General features: G+C 34.4%; 17 protein-coding genes. 2 read left to right on the top strand and 15 right to left on the bottom strand.

The annotated features are described in order from the left end of the window. Positions 1–20 precede the first annotated feature (20 nt). The 7 genes from RTP99_RS05555 to RTP99_RS05525 all read right to left on the bottom strand — a co-directional run bounded on the left by RTP99_RS05555 (position 21) and on the right by RTP99_RS05525 (position 7,216). Entirely contained in the window at positions 21–1,562 is a 1,542-nt protein-coding gene (locus RTP99_RS05555) for an acyl-CoA carboxylase subunit beta (protein WP_000886752.1), read from the bottom strand. Positions 1,563–1,564: 2 nt separating this feature from the next. Beyond that, positions 1,565–2,353 (bottom strand): enoyl-CoA hydratase, encoded by a 789-nt coding sequence (locus tag RTP99_RS05550; protein WP_000939803.1) that lies wholly within the window; start codon positions 2,351–2,353, stop codon positions 1,565–1,567. A 4-nt stretch (positions 2,354–2,357) separates the two neighbouring features. Further along, on the bottom strand, positions 2,358–3,269 hold the full coding sequence (gene mvaB / locus RTP99_RS05545; RefSeq protein WP_000775434.1) for a hydroxymethylglutaryl-CoA lyase: 912 nt from the start codon (positions 3,267–3,269) through the stop codon (positions 2,358–2,360). A 21-nt stretch (positions 3,270–3,290) separates the two neighbouring features. Then, positions 3,291–3,506, bottom strand: coding sequence for an acetyl-CoA carboxylase biotin carboxyl carrier protein subunit (locus tag RTP99_RS05540; RefSeq protein WP_001985297.1), 216 nt, complete (start codon positions 3,504–3,506; stop codon positions 3,291–3,293). Between the two features lie 26 nt (positions 3,507–3,532). Further along, entirely contained in the window at positions 3,533–4,870 is a 1,338-nt protein-coding gene (locus RTP99_RS05535) for an acetyl-CoA carboxylase biotin carboxylase subunit (RefSeq protein WP_000486747.1), read from the bottom strand. A 15-nt stretch (positions 4,871–4,885) separates the two neighbouring features. Beyond that, positions 4,886–6,031 (bottom strand): acyl-CoA dehydrogenase, encoded by a 1,146-nt coding sequence (locus RTP99_RS05530; RefSeq protein WP_000397274.1) that lies wholly within the window; start codon positions 6,029–6,031, stop codon positions 4,886–4,888. Positions 6,032–6,247: 216 nt separating this feature from the next. Further along, positions 6,248–7,216, bottom strand: coding sequence for a YbgA family protein (locus RTP99_RS05525; RefSeq protein WP_001248629.1), 969 nt, complete (start codon positions 7,214–7,216; stop codon positions 6,248–6,250). Between the two features lie 232 nt (positions 7,217–7,448). On the opposite strand from RTP99_RS05525, the gene RTP99_RS05520 reads away from it, so the two are divergent. After that, positions 7,449–7,748, top strand: coding sequence for a WGxxGxxG family protein (locus tag RTP99_RS05520; protein ID WP_000739916.1), 300 nt, complete (start codon positions 7,449–7,451; stop codon positions 7,746–7,748). Positions 7,749–7,883: 135 nt separating this feature from the next. Here the strand turns inward: RTP99_RS05520 and RTP99_RS05515 are convergent, their stop codons facing one another. The 8 genes from RTP99_RS05515 to RTP99_RS05480 form a co-directional block, all read right to left on the bottom strand. After that, positions 7,884–8,537 carry a TetR/AcrR family transcriptional regulator gene (locus tag RTP99_RS05515; RefSeq protein WP_000159205.1) on the bottom strand — a complete coding sequence of 218 codons (654 nt, stop codon included), beginning with the start codon at positions 8,535–8,537 and terminating at the stop codon, positions 7,884–7,886. A gap of 24 nt (positions 8,538–8,561) precedes the next feature. Then, on the bottom strand, positions 8,562–9,581 hold the full coding sequence (locus RTP99_RS05510; protein WP_001266750.1) for an ABC transporter permease: 1,020 nt from the start codon (positions 9,579–9,581) through the stop codon (positions 8,562–8,564). After that, on the bottom strand, positions 9,578–10,303 hold the full coding sequence (locus RTP99_RS05505; RefSeq protein ID WP_001186989.1) for an ABC transporter ATP-binding protein: 726 nt from the start codon (positions 10,301–10,303) through the stop codon (positions 9,578–9,580). Before RTP99_RS05505 ends, RTP99_RS05510 begins: the two co-directional genes overlap by 4 nt. 185 nt (positions 10,304–10,488) lie before the next feature. Further along, positions 10,489–10,740, bottom strand: a complete 252-nt coding sequence (locus tag RTP99_RS05500) for a hypothetical protein (protein WP_000548621.1) — start codon at positions 10,738–10,740, stop codon at positions 10,489–10,491. Positions 10,741–10,956: 216 nt separating this feature from the next. Next, on the bottom strand, positions 10,957–11,799 hold the full coding sequence (locus RTP99_RS05495; protein ID WP_000827829.1) for a metallophosphoesterase: 843 nt from the start codon (positions 11,797–11,799) through the stop codon (positions 10,957–10,959). A 247-nt stretch (positions 11,800–12,046) separates the two neighbouring features. Beyond that, the gene (gene bla / locus RTP99_RS05490; protein WP_373696335.1) at positions 12,047–12,994 is read right to left on the bottom strand and encodes a class A beta-lactamase Bla1; all 948 of its coding nucleotides are present in this window, start codon (positions 12,992–12,994) and stop codon (positions 12,047–12,049) included. 212 nt (positions 12,995–13,206) lie between these two features. Continuing rightward, positions 13,207–15,330: a peptidoglycan D,D-transpeptidase FtsI family protein gene (locus RTP99_RS05485; protein WP_000414823.1), complete on the bottom strand. Its 2,124-nt coding sequence runs from the start codon at positions 15,328–15,330 to the stop codon at positions 13,207–13,209. 146 nt (positions 15,331–15,476) lie between these two features. Next, positions 15,477–15,614: a hypothetical protein gene (locus RTP99_RS05480; protein WP_011040347.1), complete on the bottom strand. Its 138-nt coding sequence runs from the start codon at positions 15,612–15,614 to the stop codon at positions 15,477–15,479. Positions 15,615–15,783: 169 nt separating this feature from the next. Here RTP99_RS05480 and RTP99_RS05475 point away from each other — a divergent pair, with 169 nt between their 5' ends. Beyond that, positions 15,784–17,547 carry a peptidoglycan D,D-transpeptidase FtsI family protein gene (locus RTP99_RS05475; protein ID WP_000903331.1) on the top strand — a complete coding sequence of 588 codons (1,764 nt, stop codon included), beginning with the start codon at positions 15,784–15,786 and terminating at the stop codon, positions 17,545–17,547. Positions 17,548–17,554: the final 7 nt, after the last annotated feature.

Raw genomic sequence — 17,554 nt, 5'->3', positions numbered from 1 at the left:
GAAAGCCCTAAATAGGGCTTTTAAACTGGATAAACAGGATGTTTACGATCCGTAAACACTTGATATTTACTCATATACATTTCGAATCGTCCTTTTAACTCTTCTCTTAAATTGTTCGGATGAACAATACCATCAATGACCATCTCTGATGCTAAATGGTAAATATCAATATCTTTCTTATACTCTTCGCGTTTTTCAGCAATGAAGCTATCACGCTCTTCTTCAGGTAAAGCTGCAATCTTATTTGCATATACAGCATTGACCGCGGCTTCTGGACCCATTACCGCAATAGAAGCTGTTGGTAATGCTAGGCAGCAATCTGGTTCAAAAGCTGGACCTGCCATCGCATATAAACCAGCACCATATGCTTTACGAACAACGATAGAAATTTTCGGTACAGTTGCTTCACTCATTGCGGAAATCATTTTTGCACCGTGACGAATAATACCAGCACGTTCTACTTTTGTACCAATCATAAATCCAGGTACATCTGCAAGGAATAGTAACGGAATATGATATGCATCGCATAAATTAATAAATTTCGCTGCTTTATCAGCTGAATCGTGGAATAATACGCCGCCTTTCATACGCGGTTGATTTGCAATAATACCAACTGGCTTACCATCAATACGTGCTAAACCTGTAATGAGTTCTTGAGCAAATAATTTTTTCACTTCATAGAAAGAACCTTCATCAATAACTCTATTAATAAGATCTTTCATATTGAAAGGAGCATTTTGATTTTCTGGAATGATTTCTTCTAACGTTTTATCGAATTGTTTCGGTTCTTGAGGTGTAACTAATGGAGTCTTTTCTAAGTAGTTGTTTGGAAAATATGAAATGTATTGTCTTGCTTGTGTAATTGCATCTTCTTCTGTCTTACATAAAACATCTCCGCATCCTGATACAGAGCAATGCATACGAGCTCCGCCCATCTCTTCTAACGTTACCTTCTCACCGATAACCATCTCAGCCATACGAGGAGATCCTAAATACATAGATGCATTTCCCTCAACCATCATTACAACGTCACAAAAGGCTGGAATATAAGCACCACCAGCTGCAGAAGGTCCAAATAACAAGCATACTTGAGGAACTTTACCTGATAATTTCACTTGATTATAGAAGATTCTTCCTGCACCGCGGCGCCCTGGGAACATTTCAACTTGATCAGTAATACGTGCTCCAGCAGAGTCAACTAAATAAAATAACGGAACACGTAATTTTTCTGCCGTTTCTTGAATACGTAAAATCTTTTCGACTGTACGTGCACCCCATGATCCAGCCTTTACTGTTGAATCATTCGCCATTACGCATGCTGTACGACCATGTATTTTACCCGTTGCTGTTATAACACCATCAGCGGGTAACCCTGTTTGTTCACAATTTGCAAATAATGCATCTTCTACATATTCACCATTATCAAATAAAAGAGCTAAGCGATCTCGAACGAATAGTTTACCTTTCGCTTTGTTTTGTTCATGATATTTTGGTGCGCCGCCTTGTTTAATCGTTTCAACTCGTTCTTCAAATGTATTCGATTGTTGTTTTTGATCTAACATATTTACTCCCCCTTATACATTGGTGTGCGTTTTTCCTTGAATGCCTGTAATCCTTCTAATCTATCTTTCGTATGGATTACACCTTCATACGCTTGTTTTTCCATTTGTAATCCGGTATGTAAATCAACTTGAATACCGTTTGAAATTGCTTCTTTCGCTAATCGAACAGCAATAGGGCCATTACTAGCAATTTTCTCTGCTATTTCAATTGCTTTTTCTTCAAGTAAATGAGCTGGTACAACAAATTCTACTAGACCATATTCTTTCGCTTCTTTTGCTGAAATACGTCTTCCTGTATAAATTAATTCTTTCGCTCTACCAACACCAATTAATCTTGGCAATCGCTGCGTACCACCCGCTCCTGGTATAATTGCAAGTGTAGTTTCAGTAAGACCAAGACTTGCAGATTCAGCCGCAATTCTAAAATCACAAGCTAAACTTAATTCCGTACCACCACCAAGTGCGATGCCATTTATAGCAGCAATAACTGGCTGTGGTAATTGTTCAACCATTTCCATAGTAGTACGAATCATACTAACAGCATGGCGAACTTGTTCTTCATTCATACCAGCGCGTTCTTTTAAATCAGCACCAGCACAAAACGCTTTTTCACCAGCACCTGTTAGAATAACTACACGAGTATTTGCCTCTTCATTTATTTGAGTTAATATGTTTTGTAACTCTTCTAATAACGCTAAAGATAATGAGTTTGCTTGTCTTTCACGATTTAATGAAATCTTTACAACGTGCGGTGTTACATAATCAACTGAAATATTTTGTAATTGTAGCATCTTCTCACCTACTTATCGTTTTATGTTGAAGCGCTCTATACACATGACTCGGTAATTGGATATTTAATTTACTTTGAATAAATTGACTCGCTCTCAATAACTTCTCTTCATCAATATTCGTTTGGACCCCTAACTTATGGAGCATATGAACTAAGTCATCAGTTGCAACATTGCCTGATGCTCCGGGTGCATATGGACAGCCGCCAAGACCACCACAAGAACTATCAAATGTTGTAATACCGTATTCTAAAGACTTTACTACATTCGCAAGAGCCATTCCGTACGTATTATGGAAGTGCATTGCAAACTGCGAAGCATCATATTTCTTTAATAAATGCTCTAATACTCGCTCTACTTGTAACGGATTCGCTACTCCGATTGTGTCACCAAGAGACACTTCATAAATGCCGTATGAAAATAGTTGATCACATAATTCGTCAACTGCTATGACGCTTATATCCCCTTCATAAGGACATCCAAATACAGTAGAAACATAGCCTCTTACCTTTTTACCTTCAAATAACGCCTGTTTTGTTATATCTTCAATTACAACTAATGCTTCTTTAATGGATTTATTAATATTACTTTTATTATGAGATTCACTTGCTGATAAAAAAACATTCACCTCATCTACATTTTGCAAAAAAGCTCGCTCCAAACCATTTTGATTTGGAACAAGCGCTGCATATGTAACATTTGGATCCCTTTTCAGCTCAGAAAACACATCATTTGCATCTGCTAATGCAGGGACCCATTTAGGGTGAACGAATGAGGAAACTTCAACGTACGATAATCCAGCCTCTGTAAGTAGTTGAATCCATTTTACTTTATCTTTTGTGCCAACAATCTTTTTTTCATTTTGTAAGCCATCACGTGGCCCGACTTCTTTAATGACAGCAAAATTAGGTAGTTTCAATTCGCTTCCCCCTATATCTCCCTATTCAATTTCTAGTAATACATCTCCTTCATTTACAAAATCGCCTTCTTGCACATTAATTTTCATAACTGTGCCAGCTTCCTCTGAAACGATTGGAATTTCCATTTTCATAGATTCCAAAATGACGACATCCTGTTCTTCCTCTACTGTATCCCCTACTCCTACAACAATCTTCCAAACGTTTCCTGCCATCGATGCATATACTTTCGTCATCATTTTTTCCCCCTTAGTATTGTTAAATCTTATTTTTTAACAAGTTGTTTCGTTACAAAACTTGTTGTATAAATGCCCTCTTTAAACACTTCGTCCTCTAATACTTGAAGTAGCATTGGCGTGTTCGTTTTAATACCTTCTACTTTTAATTCTTCTAATGCATCGTGTAATTTGGAAATTGCTTCTTCACGCGTTTCACCATGAGCAATGACTTTCGCAATCATTGGATCATAGAAAGGTGTAATCGTTACTTGATTCTCCAAAAAGTGATCAATACGTACATTTGTTGGAAGCGTTAAATCTGTAATTTTCCCAGGTGATGGGAAGAAAGTTTTCGGATCTTCTGCATAAATACGTGCCTCGATGGCATGACCACTACGTTTTACATCATCTTGTGTAAACGATAATTTTTCACCATATGCAATTAGAAGTTGTTGTTCTACAAGATCTAAACCAGTAATTTCTTCTGTAACTGGATGCTCTACTTGTAATCTCGTATTCATCTCTAAGAAATAGAAGTTTTTCTGATCATCTACAAGAAACTCCACTGTACCTGCATTTGTATAACCAAGTGCTTTAGCAGCTTGTACAGCAACTTCACCCATCGCTTTTCGTGTACCTTCATCTAAAAATGGTGAAGGTGCTTCTTCAATTACTTTCTGATTTCGGCGCTGTACTGAACATTCACGCTCCCATAAATACACTGTGTTACCATGTGTATCTGCTAAAAGCTGAATTTCAATATGATGTGCATCTGCAATATAGCGCTCTAAATACATTTCTCCGTTACCGAAGAAGTTTTGTGCTCTTGTTTTGTTGCTTTCAAATGCTTTGGTGAGCGTTTGCTCAGTTTCCATCAACTGCATTCCAATGCCTCCGCCGCCTGCGGATGCCTTCAACATTAATGGGTAACCAATTTGTTTAGCAATTTCAATTGCTTCTTCAGCAGTTTCAATATTTGTAGTAATACCTGGAACTACTGGGACATCTGCAGCTTGCATCGCAATACGTGATTCGATTTTACTTCCCATCTTCGTAATGATTTCTTCTGATGGACCGATAAATACGATTCCTTCTTCTTTACAACGAACCGGAAAAGATGGATTCTCAGATAATAATCCATACCCCGGATGGATTGCTTCAGCATTTGTCTTCTTAGCTATTTCAATAATTTTTTCAAGGTTTAAATAGCTTTCTTGGACACGCGGCCCACCTACTAAGTAAGCTTCATTTGCCATTTTTACATGCAAGGCATTTTCATCTGCCTCAGAATAAATAGCAACAGTGCGAATGCCAAGTTTTTGACAAGTTTTCATAATACGAACTGCGATTTCCCCGCGATTAGCAATTAATATTTTTTGAAACATAGTGATTCCTCCTTTTTATCTACATCCTAAATGTCTAGCAATTACAAGACGTTGAATTTCAGAAGTTCCTTCACCAATTTCTAATAGTTTTGCATCACGAATATGTCGTTCTACTTCATATTCACGCATATAGCCGTATCCACCGTGAATTTGTACCGCTTGATTGGCAATACGACTAGCAGCCTCAGATGCGAAAAGTTTTGCCATAGCCGCTTCTTTACCGAAAGGTTTATCGTTATCTTTTAACCAAGCTGCTTTATGTACTAAATTACGCGCTAGCTCTACTTCAGTCGCCATATCAGCTAATTTAAATTGAATCGCTTGGAAATTAGAAATTGACTTTCCAAATTGTTGACGTTCTTTCGCATATTGCAGTGCACGTTCAAATGCAGATTGCGCAATACCAACAGCTAATGCTGCGATTGAAATACGTCCTCCATCAAGTGTATATAAGAATTGTTTAAACCCTTTATTTACATCACCAAGTATATTTTCTTTCGGTACACGTACACCATCAAGTACGATTTCACATGTATTAGAAGCACGTACGCCCATCTTATCGTAAGGGCTTGAAATCGTTAACCCTTCACTAGTAGTCGGTACGATAAATGCAGAAATACGTTTTCTACCATTCTCTTCAACACCGTTGACAGCGGTTACAATAATTGTGTTTGCATACTCTGCATTTGTAATCCAACACTTCTCACCACTAATAACATACTCGTCTCCATCTAATATAGCTTTCGTTTGTGTACCGCCTGCATCAGATCCAGCATTCGGCTCAGTTAGTCCGAAAGCACCTAACGTTTTGCCTGATGCCATTGGAACTAAATATTTCTGTTTTTGTTCTTCTGTACCGAAATAATAAATTGGAGAAGCACCTAATGAAATTGTTGCAGCGTAACTTAATCCTGTTCCACCACAAGCACGACCAATTTCTTCAACTGCTAACGCGTACGATACAGTATCGCCACCTGAACCTCCATACTCTTCTGGGAATGGGATACCTAATAATCCTAGTTCGCCCATTTTTTGAAATGTTTCATATGGAAATTCTGCAGTTTTGTCATAATATACAGCTTTCGGTGCGATTTCCTTTTCAGCAAAGTCACGTACCATTTCTTTAATCATTTGTTTTTCGCGAGTTAGAGTAAATTCCATTCCGCTACACACCCCTTATCGAATATTGAGTTTCGACAGCGTGCGAGTTTCTACTACAAACATTACGAATGAAAAGACAAGAATATTAGTTAGATAATTGTTATAATTCTGTCATAATTTAATTTTAAAACAGATTCTGTACTAATGCACAAAAAAATTCCTACATTGTTCTACAACAACATAGGAGTTTTATTGTCGAATTATGTATTTTTTTGTTTAATAATCTCTACCTTTACCTGAATCTGAAATCTCTACTAAAGCTTCAGGATATGGTTCGAAATATGTTTGTCTTAATAAATACTTTTCATCAAATCGAAGAGCCCATGATTTTAAAATTGCAAGTAAGCTACTAAGCGGAATTTTCTTTTCTTTATATTTTTGTATCAAATCTAAAAAATGATCTTTTTCTTGTTTTTTCAGCTTTGTTTTAAAGTATCCAAAAATATGCTCACATACATTTACATTCGATGTATAGCGGGGTGTGCGCATAAATAATTCATATAAAGTCTTCTCATAATTTTCAAATACAACTTCAATCTTTTCATTTTTGTGATTTGCAATAATACGCCCTAATTCCTTTTGTTTTACCTGATTATATGCCATAAATAAATATTTATTATCCGACTGAAACGATACGAGGTCTTTCATATTTTTATTCCGTTTCATCATCTTGTAATATGCGATTGTAAATAACCTTGTAAGGAAATGTTCTCTAATAATAAAATTCGACAATCTACCTTCTTCTTCAATTGGAAGATGCGAAAAATTTTTTATTACTGCTCCGCCAAATAAACCAGGTCCCTTTCCTTTTGCTGGTGCTTTTTCAAAACCAGAATAAATTTTCACATCACGCGTACCACAACTTGGTGAACGATTTTTTAAAATAAAACCATCCACATCTGATATCGTTTGTAAAAATTTATTTGAAAATTGCTCCATTTTTCCAGTGAGGTCTTCTCTTGTAGACGGTTGCATAAGTTTATTAACCCCTTTTTCTTCTACAATGCGTATCGTTTCACGAGGAGTCCCCAATCCAATCTCGACTTCTGGACAAACAGGTATAAATGTAACAAATGGCTGCAAATTTCGTATTGTTACATCCGGAATCATCTCTCCATTATAACGACAAGCATCAAACTCTAAACATTTACTTACAACGATTGTAGGTTTTGCAAATTGTCGCATTTCATTACCTCCTTAATGCTAGTCCGTATAATATAAATTGTACTAAGATTAACATTTTAAGCAAAGTTTGATTCATTTAATTTTATGATACATATATAGCCAATAATATATTAGCAATCATTCAACTCTATTTTCTATAAATGTGTCCTTTATAATGACGGTTTAGAAACTGTGAAACGATTAATACACACATGCTCTGGAGAAATTAATATGTAAGAAAGGAGGGAGCGTTATGAAGAAAAATTTATCATCTATTTTAAGTGTTTTAGCACTATCTATTATGTTTTTAGGTACATCTGCACAAGCTGAATACGATGGAACTAATATGAATAGAGTTAATAACACTGATATTTCAACTCGAGTTAATGACAATAACTTAGATAGAGTTAATAATGATGTAAGAACTCGAAATGTAAATACAACAAATGATTTAAATGATAATCGTGATAGAAATAATAATTGGGCTTGGCTCGGTTTATTAGGACTAGCAGGATTATTAGGCCTTAGAAGAAGAGACAAAGAAACACGTTAATTTAGAACATTTTTAGTAAACCAGTACTTATTTATCAAAAATATATAATGGATATAAATCGCCTTTTTAAAGGCGATTTATTATTTTTTTAATGGAAAATATGTACTTCACACTGCCACACATTTTTGCCTGCGATTAAATTCGTGGCGTTAATCCGTACAATATGAATTGAATCGTATTTTCAATTTCCGCTTCATCATTCCATTTTTCTTCTGGCAATAATAAAAATCGTGTTAATAATAAACCTAATACAGCTGATAAAGTAAGTCGTAAAACAGTAACTGGGGGCATTTCAATAATTTCCCCTTTTTCTTGAAACTTTTCAATCAACTTTTTAAAATGTGAAAGTAATTCTGTTTCAACTAACTGCTGTATTTCATTTTTCAGTTCCGGCTGAAATGGCACTTCTTGAATTAATATTTTTATCATTGGAAAATGCTTTTTTGCAAATTCAAACCTATTATGAATAACAACTCTTAGAAGCCCTTCATATGATTCATACTCCGATTCAAATATTTCCTTTGCGAATGCTTGCACGAAAAATGGTGCAGCAAACTTCGTTAATGTCGGCATGACAACTGCTAGCAATAAATCTTTTTTCGTTTTATAGTAGCGGAAGATTGTTCCTTCCGCTACACCAGCCCGTTTTGCAATTTCACTTGTTGAAGTTGAAGCATAGCCTTTTTCTCCAAACATATCAACAGCCGCCTCTAATATACGCATTTGACGTTCATTTCGTTTGTCTGTATTTGTTGCGGCAATTAATTCTTCCAGCCAATCCTTCGTCATCTATAATACCCCTTTGTATCATCATTATATTTTTCGATGTTTCTTTAATGCAAACACATTCCCTACTGCAAATAATACTGAGAAAAATAGTAAAACAGTTAAATCTAATGCAATCTCTGTAAATCCTTGATTTCGAATCATCACTTGTCTCATTGCGTCAGCGCCGTATGTGAGCGGAAATAATTTCCCTAACATTTGGAGCCACTTATTCATCGATTCAATTGGAAACAAACCAGAAAAGAATATTTGCGGCACAATGACAAGCGGTATAAACTGAATCATTTGAAATTCATTATTTGCGTATGCTGATAAAAACGTCCCTAAAGTTAGTGCCGTTAAAGAAAGCATACATGTAATAAGTAGGGTTAGCCATATAGAGCCAGCTACATACAAATCTAAAATATAAACTGAAAAACTTACGATTATAATGGATTGTATAAATGCAAAGATTCCAAAACCAATAATATATCCTACAACTATTTCCCATCTTTTAATTGGAGTCGATAATAACCTTTCTAACGTACCGCTTAAACGTTCTCTTACGAAAGACACCCCTGATAAAATAAATACAAAGAAAAATGTAAAGAAACCGATCAATACAGGACCAAGCCCATCAAACATTGTAAAGTCTTTAGAGCCATGTAAATAATTCACTTCAGGTTTCATTATCGATACATCGTTCTTCTCTGTACTTTTTTGTAATATTTGAAGTACAGCACGATTTTTTGACGAATCACTACCTTCTAATACAATATTCATTTTTCCATTTTCTAAACGAATTACTGCATCTACCTTTTGATTTTCTAGCTCAGACATTGCCTTTTCTTTACTATATTCATAAATTGACGCTTCCTGATTTTTCATCACTTTTACTACCTGAACCGGCATATCAACAACTGCGATATGCGGTACATAGTCTTTTTGTGTAAACACTAGCGATAATAACCAAAGTAATAACATAGGTGCTCCAAACATCATGGCTAACGAACGCTTATCTCGAAAAAATTGGCGAATAATACGAATAATTACACCAGTAACTCTCATGATAGGGCCACCTCTTCCAACAAAAAGACATCTTCAATCCGTCCTGATGATACCAGCTTTTTCAATTCTTCAGGCTCTCCAGTCGCAACTAGCTTTCCTTCTCTAATCAACCCTAGACGCTCACAAAACTCAGCTTCATCCATAATGTGTGTTGTTACAATAATGGTAGTTCCTTTCTTTTTCAAATCATAAAATTTTTCCCAAATCGTTTTTCTAAGAAGTGGATCTATCCCCACTGTTGGCTCATCTAAAATTAATATTTCAGGCTCATGAATGAGTGCTATCGCTAATGATAAACGCTTCTTCATACCTCCCGAAAAATGCTGTACTTGCTTTTTCATATGTTGTGATAATTGAACAAGATCAAAAACCTCTTCAATTCTTTCTTTTTTATGCTTTCCCTTTAATCCATACATTGTTGCCATAAAATCTGCATTTTCATATGCTGATAATTCTTCGTATAATGCATCAGCCTGAGCCATATAACCAATTCTTTTCATCTCATTTAAATTAGGCATGTTCGTGTTGTAAACAAGCACCTCACCTTTAGTCGGCTCATTAATACCAGCAATCAATTTAATAAGTGTCGTTTTCCCTGAACCAGAAGGCCCAACTAAACCAAATATCTCTGCTTTTTCAACTTGTAATGAAAGATTGTGTAAAACTTCTTTTTTTCCAAAACTTTTTGACACGGTTCGTAAAATAATTGCAGGTTGCTGCACGTTTTCTTCCCCCTTTTCAAAAATGAGTGAGTACTTACTTTTATTTTACTCTTGCGTAATTATATGTCAAACTTCATTGATTAGTATATATTTTCAATCCACAATATTAAACAATGAAACAGAGTCAACATTAGAATTTCATTTCCTAAAGCCGACTCTGTTTCATTTAAATTATATATTTTATTTTACGTTTTTAAATTCATATATTTTCTAATTCTAGCAACATCTAAAGAATACTCGATAACTAACTGCTGTAACGGTAATATAACTGTATCAGGATATAAATGGGCATATTGTAATGTTTCTGCGTATTTTTCTAACCTTTTTTCTAAATACTTAATTATTTGATCAGGATGACTTACTAATAAACATTTACAATAATAATGTATTTGTTCCTCAATCGCCGTATATTCTTCAATTTCATATTCTTTATGCATGTGTACACCCCTTTAAGTTTTTTCACATGAGTTACTTATCACATTTTTCACTCGACTAATTTTTAAGTTTTTTGATTATTTACACTATAACAAACTCTTCGGGTCAAATTTTGTTACTTTATGTAACGTAGAAAATTTTTAACAAAATTGTAATGTTTACTCCTGCAAAATACAGAAAGCCCCTTTACTCATTTTTGTATAAAAAAATCGTACAGCTTAATTTAGCTGCACGACTACAAGTTCTGGCCTATTAAAAATTCTTTGCGGAATGATACTATTACCTAATCCTCTACTTACTACCATAGACGTATTTTGTTCTTCATATAAACCAGCTGTATATGTAGGGAATACCCCTTGATTCGGAGCAACTAACCCGCCAATAAATGGCAATCTAACTTGCCCTCCATGAGCATGACCCGATAATACTAAATCTAGTTGCTCATCAGCGTATTCTGTCAAAAATTCAGGCCTATGGGATAGTAATACATCAAATGTATTTGGAGGCATTTCAAATTTCGCTTTTAAAATTGCATCTTTTACAATATTTCCTTCATCACGGTTTCCAGTTACAAACTCCGGATCATCAATACCTAGCAAATTTATTTCTTGCTCACCCTTTCGAATGCCTACATGTTCATTCCTTAAAACATTGACATCATATTTCTTCAACTCTTTTTCTAAACGGTTATACTTTCCAGACCATTGTTCATGGTTTCCTGTCACAAAATATACAGGATACTCCTTTACAATTTCTCGTATTAATTGCATACTAACTTCTGCATCGTATGATTTACTGTCAATTAAATCACCCGTAATCGCAATAATATCTGGGTCTATGCTTTCAATTTTTTGAATTAACACACCTTGCTTATTGCCAAATTGTTTATTATGTAAGTCTGAAATTTGTAGAATTTTATACCCTTTAAAAGAGGAGGGTATTTTACTAGAGGTTATTTTAACCTCAGTTATACCTATTAAATTGTTCTGTAAATATAAAAAAGTAATAAAAGCTACTAATATGCCAATAAACAATATGATTCTATTAATATTTCTCTTCATATTCTCTCCTTTTATTTTTATAAAACACTTATTTTATGTTAACAGAATTATATGATACATTTTGGTTTTTATTGAATATAGTACAGTACATGAAATTTCATATCGAATACGTCATATATATTTATTTTACCTTTATCCTCTTAATAATAAAAATACAAAAACGATTCTTTTCATACGAAAAAGAATCGTTTTCTAATTTTATACATCCAATAACATATGGTAAAGAACTGAAATAACTAAGAGATTATTATTTAATAGCATCAATTACAACTTCAGCCGCCTCTTTAATTAGTTGATTATCATAGATAGCTTCTTTCTCATCTTTACTAGATAAAATTGCGATAATAATTGGTGCTCTATTTGGTGGCCAAACGATAGCAATATCATTTCTTGTCCCGTAACTTCCAGCTCCTGATTTATCTCCAACTACCCAGTCAGTTGGTACGCCCGCACGAATAAGCTTGTCTCCAGTTGCATTCCCTTTCATCCAATCTGTAAGTACTTTACGTTTATCATCTGGTAGCGCATTTCCGACCGTAAAATCTTTAAGATTCGTAGCAATTGCTTTCGCTGTACTAGTATCACGAATGTCTCCTGGAATAGCTTCGTTTAATTCTGTTTCAAAGCGATCAGACATAGTAACCCGATCCCCCATCTGTCTAAGCGCTTTTTCATACCCTTTCGGTCCGCCTATTTTATGAAATAAAATGTTTCCTGCAGTATTATCACTATAACGAACTGCAGCCTCTGCAATTTCTCCTAGCGTCATTCCAGTATCTATATGTTTCTCTGTAATAGGTGAATAATCCACTAAGTCTTCTTTCGTAAATTTGATAACTTCATTTAATGTATCAATTGAGTTTTGCTGTAGCAATACTCCTGCCGCTAAAGCTTTGTAAGTTGATGCAAAGGCAAATCTTTCGTTAGGTCGATAAGCAATGGTTTCATTTGTACCAGTATCAATCGCATATACACCTAATTGTGCATCAAATTTCTTCTCAAGTTGAGAGAACTCTTTATGCGTCGCCTGATTTTTATGTTTCACTTTTCCAGTCTTTTCTTTCGCTTCAACTTGCAATGTCTCTCCTTTAAAAACTTCTAAGCTTGTAAGACTTATACCTAATATACCAACGCATATTCCTATTTTTAGCATCCTCTTGTTTTTCAAAATCATCATTCCTTTCAAATTCTTAATACCTCTTTATACGTACACATAATAGACAATCACCGAAACAAATTTGTTCCATAAACTAAAAAATTTATAATTAGTATGAGAGTTATTAACAAAATAAGAAATAGTAGCTATGATCGCCGCTATCTCTTATTTCACATCTCATTTTCCACTTATAAATACCTTTATATAAACAAAGTCTCTTCCCTGAGAAAAGCACTCGAATATTACTAATTTTACTTAGAACTATCTGTACTAGCAGCTTCACCATGTATACGTTTCTGTTTTAAATCAAAGTATGCATCTAAAACTTCCTTTCCAATTATAGAATTAATTCCACTTTTATCATTATGAAGCCACGGAACTACTACTGAGAACGCTACTTCTGGATTATCGTATGGAGCATATCCAACTAACGTTAAGTTGTAGCATTCCATACGTTCTCCTTTTGCATTTCTACCAATTGGATCATCTCCACCATATACAGTTTGAGCTGTTCCTGTCTTTCCTGCTGGTTTATATGGAGCATTTTTGAAATACTTCACGCCAGTTCCATCACCTTCTTGGAATACCCATCTAAAGCCTTCTTTTATCCGATTAATATGTTCTGTCTTCATATCAATTCGATTTAATACGACAGGCTCTATTGAGCGAATAACTTTTCCAACCTCTTCTTTTATTGATTGCTCTCGTATTTCTTGTACAATTTGAGGTTGCATTCTATAACCGCCATTAGCAATTGTTGAAATATATTGTGCTAATTGCAATGGCGTATACGTATCATACTGCCCGATAGAAAAATCTAGTAAAAACCCAGGCTGGCTATCTACTTTTCTAGTTTGTCCAATTATTTCATTCGGTAAATCAATACCCGTAGGAACTCCTAAACCAAATTGCTTAAAATAATAGCGCATCGTATTAAATGCTTCTTGTTTTATATCCAATGAACCATTTGGTACGTAATGAACGCCCGCAATTTTTAAAGCTGTTTGGAACATGTATACATTCGAAGATACTTGTAGAGCTCGTAAATCATTAATATTACCAAATCCGGATACATTCCACGATTTCTTAGCTTGTGTACCTTTAAATTTCATCGGTGCATCATAAAATTGATCTCCTGGTTGTATTGCCCCTGTCTCATATCCAGTTAATAAAGTTGCACCTTTTACAGCTGATCCTAGTTCATACGAAGTTGTCATATTACCTAATGCCAAATCCTCGATTTCCATTTTCCCTTCTTTTTCTACAATCCTTTTGCCTGCCATAGATAAAATCTGTCCGTTATTTGGATTCGTCATAACAACAAAAGCTCGGTCCAATAGTGGCTCTGAACTCTTAAAAGTTCTCAAATTTTTCTCTAAACTTTCTTCCACTTTCTGTTGTAATTCCATATCAATCGTTAATGTTAAACTATTACCACTTTTTCCTTTAGAAATTATTTCTGTGTTTATAATATTTCCTGATTTATCTGTAATATTTTTCACTTCTTCTTTTGTGCCATGTAACACATCTTCATATCGTTGTTCAATGTAACTTTTCCCTACACGATCATTACGGTTATATCCGCGTACTAAATAAGAATCTAAATTTTCTTTTGGCAAACCTTCTTCACTACTCGTAATATTACCTAACACGGAACGAAATAAATCACCATTTACATAATTGCGCTCCCAATCAACCGTTGCATCTACCCCTGGAAAATCCGCAAGATTTTCACTTATCCGCGCATACTCCTCATCTGTTACATCTTTTTTAATAATTTGTGGTGTTAGTTGATAACCTGAACTCATTTTACTTTTAATAGCTAACACCTTTAAATCTTGTTCTGTTAACTCACCCAATTCTACTTCTGTAACGCGACTTCGTCTTAAATCTTCTATTTTTTTATCTAACTCTTTTCCCTCTATTCCCTTTTCTTTAAACTTTTCTATATCTTTTTTCGTAATCATTGTTTCCGCACGCTTCGTATTCAACTGCATCCAAAAATCCTTTTTATCGATATCGGTTAATTTATTTATATCTTGTTCGGGCATTTCAAGTACTTCCGCCAAGTCTTTTGCTGTTTTTAAAATAGCTTCACTCGTAATCCCCTTTACCCTTGTATACGTAATTGTGCGAAGAGATTTATTATTAACGACTGTTTTCCCTTCCCGATCTAAAATTTGTCCACGTGGAACTGGAATACTCGTTATTGCATTTTGACTACTTTCCACTTGGTTCTTATAAGCCTCTCCCTCAACAATTTGTACTTTCCCTAGCTGCATAATAATAGCTGAGAATAGTAAAAATATACAAAGGAACATGATATTTAATCGAATAGATATATATGTCTTCTTATTTCCTTTTTGCTTTTCCATAAATCCTCCATATATTTGCTTATATATTACGTAACGATGGCCGATTATAAAGTGAAACCTTAATCAATCCTCACCAATCGAGCTTTTACGGACAGTTGATCCCCCATCTAACTTCTTTGCTTCCGCTGAATTTTGAGGTGGGGATCTTACTGCCCGACAAATAGCGGGATAAATATCGTTTCGACTTTTTCACGAAACCATTGTAAGCATCCATTTCTTTTCGTTTTGCTACGTAGTTCAAAACTCTCCTGTCTTGTTTTCTCTCTATTTTTTGTCGTTTGCATTAGAAATGCTACACTGTATAACGACTCATCTTAAAAGTAAAATTTCATACTATTTATTCCTTTCTTCATGCTGTAATACTTAATAGACAATCTAAATAATAAAGTTGTTCCACATTTACAAAAAAAATAATTAACTATAATATGGAATAGGCTAAAAAGGGAGGGTTTTATGTTACATACAAAAATAAAAAGATGGAGATTTATAGCGATTATTTCTATTGTAGGTGTTATTTTAATCATTTTATTAAAAAGCCATTTCGTTTCAATTACTACCGAAACTTCTTCAGCTGAAAGAGGAGAAATACTTGATCAAAATGGTGTAATACTAGCTACAAATAAGAAAGTTAAGTCTTTATATTGCACTTCTAATGAGGACAAGCTATCGAAACAAGATACAGCAAACACATTAGCTTTTTTCAATCAATTTTCAAACGAGTTTCAACATCATATTTCTACAGAGAATATAAAATCTCAATTACAACAATCTTGTAAAAAGCAAACTATGAATGATATACCGTTATACTCTGACATAACTGAGAACGAACTTGCATTCATAAACAAAAACAAACCCAAAAATGTAATAATTAAAGATGAAGTAATACGTTATTATCCTAAACACGAAATTGGTTCACAGGTAATTGGGTATGTAGAACATGACCTTAATTCAAAGTATATGGTTGTTGGAAAAAGCGGGATTGAGTTGCAATATGAAAATGATTTAAAAGGAAAACCAGGTAAAACTCTTATTTTTAAATTGAATAATAAAAAGTTCTTATGGAACATTCAAAAAGTACAAAAAGGAAAAGATGTCCAGCTATCTTTAGACTCTGAGTTGCAGCAAAAAACAGAGGAAGCATTAAGATCTCAAATTAAGAAAACACCTGATGCTAAAGCTGGTTATGCTGTAGTGAGCGATGCAAAAACTGGCGCAATTTTAACTATGGCCAACTCGGCAGTTTTTGACCCAAATATATTGCATACACATGTACCAACTAAAATAAATAACATAAAATCACTTTCGCAAAATAAAGCAATTCAAAAATTAAAGTATGGTGAATCTTATGTAAATATGGCTTCTACTATAAAGCCTCTTACTATTTTAATTGGATTAAACGAAAAACTTTTTCAACCTGAAGATACTTACTTAGATAAGGGTACTTTTCAGTATGATAATCAAAATAATATTACGAATGCACCTGGAACACCAACAGGTGAGATTACACCGAGGCAGGCTATCATTAATTCATCTAACACATTTATGACAGCAAAAGTAGCTTTGCCCTTATTCAACCAAAATAATGGAAATATAGAAAAAGTGGCACATATATGGACAGATTATTTAATGCAATTCGGCCTACGTTCTAAAACCGGGATTGATTTACCCTTTGAAGAAGACGGACAATATGAATTCCATCCCTCTAATAAGTTTGAAAATGGAATTTCCGCTTTATTAAATGCCTCTTGGGGAGGAAATGAAGTGCATACTCCTCTTCAACTTGCTCAATATGCAGCAACTTTAGCAAGTAAAGGTGATAAATATAAACCACAAATGGCAAGTGCTATTATTGGTCAAAATGGTAAAGAAACAAAAAAGTTTAAACCAATTTTAGAAAGTTCAAATCGTTACCCAATGAACTTTTGGAGTGTCGTACAAGGTGGAATGAGTCAAAATATAGAGGAAATTAAAACGTTACCCTTCGACGTCGCTGGTAAAACAGGTATTACAGGTTTTCCGAATGAGCAAGCAAGAATGATCAATCATTCTTTATTCATTGCATATGCTCCTACCGAAGATCCACAAATTGCCGTTTCCGTCGTTATTCCTGGTAGTAATTCAGAAAAAAACATTGCTGCTCTCGTTACATCAGAAATTTTAGAGTCCTGGAATACTCTTCAAAAAGAGAATAAAAACAAAAAGGAAGGTTCACTTTAATGAACCT

Origin of the sequence: Bacillus sp. (in: firmicutes), assembly GCF_031983925.1 — a bacterium.
Taxonomy (GTDB): Bacteria; Bacillota; Bacilli; order Bacillales; family Bacillaceae_G; genus Bacillus_A; species Bacillus_A pacificus.
The sequence above is the reverse complement of the archived record's forward strand: the minus strand, read 5'-3'. Positions and strand labels throughout refer to the sequence as shown.

Excerpts from the sequence above, each read along its gene's own strand:
- RTP99_RS05485 (WP_000414823.1), bottom strand. The coding sequence starts at position 15,330 with ATGGAAAAGCAAAAAGGAAATAAGAAGACATATATATCTATTCGATTA.
- RTP99_RS05520 (WP_000739916.1), top strand. The coding sequence starts at position 7,449 with ATGAAGAAAAATTTATCATCTATTTTAAGTGTTTTAGCACTATCTATT.
- RTP99_RS05510 (WP_001266750.1), bottom strand. The coding sequence starts at position 9,581 with ATGAGAGTTACTGGTGTAATTATTCGTATTATTCGCCAATTTTTTCGA.
- RTP99_RS05480 (WP_011040347.1), bottom strand. The coding sequence starts at position 15,614 with ATGCAAACGACAAAAAATAGAGAGAAAACAAGACAGGAGAGTTTTGAA.
- RTP99_RS05530 (WP_000397274.1), bottom strand. The coding sequence starts at position 6,031 with ATGGAATTTACTCTAACTCGCGAAAAACAAATGATTAAAGAAATGGTA.
- RTP99_RS05475 (WP_000903331.1), top strand. The coding sequence starts at position 15,784 with ATGTTACATACAAAAATAAAAAGATGGAGATTTATAGCGATTATTTCT.
- RTP99_RS05500 (WP_000548621.1), bottom strand. The coding sequence starts at position 10,740 with ATGCATAAAGAATATGAAATTGAAGAATATACGGCGATTGAGGAACAA.
- RTP99_RS05555 (WP_000886752.1), bottom strand. The coding sequence starts at position 1,562 with ATGTTAGATCAAAAACAACAATCGAATACATTTGAAGAACGAGTTGAA.
- RTP99_RS05535 (WP_000486747.1), bottom strand. The coding sequence starts at position 4,870 with ATGTTTCAAAAAATATTAATTGCTAATCGCGGGGAAATCGCAGTTCGT.
- RTP99_RS05495 (WP_000827829.1), bottom strand. The coding sequence starts at position 11,799 with ATGAAGAGAAATATTAATAGAATCATATTGTTTATTGGCATATTAGTA.
- RTP99_RS05515 (WP_000159205.1), bottom strand. The coding sequence starts at position 8,537 with ATGACGAAGGATTGGCTGGAAGAATTAATTGCCGCAACAAATACAGAC.
- RTP99_RS05525 (WP_001248629.1), bottom strand. The coding sequence starts at position 7,216 with ATGCGACAATTTGCAAAACCTACAATCGTTGTAAGTAAATGTTTAGAG.
- RTP99_RS05550 (WP_000939803.1), bottom strand. The coding sequence starts at position 2,353 with ATGCTACAATTACAAAATATTTCAGTTGATTATGTAACACCGCACGTT.
- RTP99_RS05540 (WP_001985297.1), bottom strand. The coding sequence starts at position 3,506 with ATGATGACGAAAGTATATGCATCGATGGCAGGAAACGTTTGGAAGATT.